Here is a 2,079-nt window from a genome sequence, read left to right as displayed (position 1 = left end):
TGGAAAGCAGCGTGATCGCATCATGATGCTGATGCGGATCACGGGCCACCGCCAGCAGGATCGCCTGAACCTGCTGTAACAGCCGCTGAGCCTGTGCGTCATCCAGCCAGTCCAGACCATAACTGAGTTTCACCACCAGAGTCTGGCCTTGTTCGTACCCCATCACCGACAGCGGATAATCCACTTTCTCGATCGACTCCCGGAAGACGAGGTGATTCGCAATCGAATCTTCCGCCTGCGCGTCAGCAACCGGCACCGGATAGTTCTCAAACACCATCAACGAGTGGAACAGGCGCTCCCCGCCCTGCTGGAGCTTCGCCAGAGAGGCTGCACTATGGGTATTGATGGCGGCCACCTGCTGATGGATTTCCTGCAAGACCTCTGAAACCGAGGATGACGACGACCAGTCCACACAGAGCGGCAGAGTATTGATATAAAGCCCGACACTCTGCTCAATGCCCTCAACAGGCACGTCCCGTCCGGAAACCGTGGTCCCGACCAGGGTCTGCGAGTCTCCGGTGTAGGTGTGCAGCAGCTTATGCCAGGCAAACTGCAACGCCACGTTGAGCGTCACACCGAACTGCTGACAGGCGTGTTTCAGTTGCTGATAATCCGCCCCGGTCAGGGTCAGTGTCTGGGCTGACGGACGATCAATCTGCCTGATCTTGGCCAGATTCACCGGATGGGTCAGCAACGGCGTCACGTCATTCCCACCTTCCCAGGCAGACTGCTGTTTCAGCCAGTAGGCTTCCGTTTCCGCCTGATGAGCCAGATGGTACTGCTGCGTCCCGGTATACGCCTCATCTACGGTGATCACGGGTGTTTGCCCCTGACACAGTTGCTGGTAATGGGTATGTACCGCCTGCCAGAGCACCGGACCGCTCCAGCCATCCGCGATGCTGTGATGCTCGGTTTTCAGCAGGGTGTAATGGGTCTCATGGTGTCGGATCAGGCTCAGCCGGAAGAGACCCGGCTGCGTCAGGTCAAAACCTTTCGCCCGGTCAGCCTGCTGCAGACGTCTGATTTCCGCCTCACGCGCCGCTTCCGGCAAGTAGCTGATATCCACGACGTCCATATCTGGTTCGCCTGCGCCTGACGGGGTCAGAATGACCTGTAGCAGCGCTTCCTGCCAGTCAAATGCAGTCCGCAGCACAGGGAAGCGTTCCGCCGCCAGTTGCCAGGCCGCACGGTAAGTTGCAACATCCAGGGCGCAGTGGTAATCCATCAGCAACTGCACACAATAAGCATCATCCTCAGGCTGACTGAGCTGATGATAAATAAAGCCCTGCTGTAAACTGCTGGCCGGATAAATGGCTTCAATGCCGTGATAACGCTGCTGTAAATGCGCCAACTGAGACTGAGATACCACACCGTGCCCATAGTCGCTGGCCGTCTTGACACCGCCCAGAACAGCCTGGGTGCAGGCGGTGTCAATCACAGCACACAGCGCCTGCTCAAATGCCCGGGCAAACGCCGCTCCCTGTACTTCACCCAACCGGCTGTGTACATAAAAGGACAGTGTGCCGTCCTGCACCGCGCCGTTGATATTCAGCAGCAAGGGGCTCTGGTTCTCCGGCGCAACCACCACACCGCACGGCTCACTGGTCAGCGACCACAGCGTATCGGCTTCACCGACACTGAGCTGACCAAGATAGTTGAAGCTGACCCGGGGTAAAGGCTGACTCAGCTGATCCGCCAGCGCGCCATAGCCGATCCCTTTGTTCGGGATCGCCTGTAACATCTCTTTGGTCTGAATAATGGTGTCAGCCATCGCCGGTGCGCTCGTCAGCCTGACCGGGTACATGGTGGTCAACCAACCCACCGTACGGGAGAGGTCAATCCGTTCATCAATCGCCTCCCGGCCATGGCCCTCCAGCAGAATGCTGTTCTCCGCCTGACCGAAGGTCTCCGAGAGCGCAATCGCCAGCGCACTGAGCAGCAAGTCGTTGACCTGGGTGTGATATCCCTGCCCGGCCTGAGACAGCAACGCCGAAGTCATGGCCGGGGACAAGGCTGCCCTGTGTTCACTGAGTGCCGCCGGCGCCAGTTCAGGGGCTGGCACAGAGGGCACCGATGACC

The 2,079-nt window shown here is 58.9% G+C and carries 1 protein-coding gene; it reads right to left on the bottom strand.

What is annotated here, in order from left to right; all coding sequences use genetic code 11:
* Positions 1 to 2,062 (bottom strand): condensation domain-containing protein (locus EA58_RS20660; protein ID WP_235199669.1); only part of this gene is annotated, 2,062 nt, incomplete at its 3' end.
* Positions 2,063 to 2,079 lie beyond the last annotated feature (17 nt).

This window comes from Photobacterium galatheae (assembly GCF_000695255.1).
In the GTDB taxonomy this organism is placed as follows: Bacteria; Pseudomonadota; Gammaproteobacteria; order Enterobacterales; family Vibrionaceae; genus Photobacterium; species Photobacterium galatheae.
The sequence above is the reverse complement of the archived record's forward strand: the minus strand, read 5'-3'. Positions and strand labels throughout refer to the sequence as shown.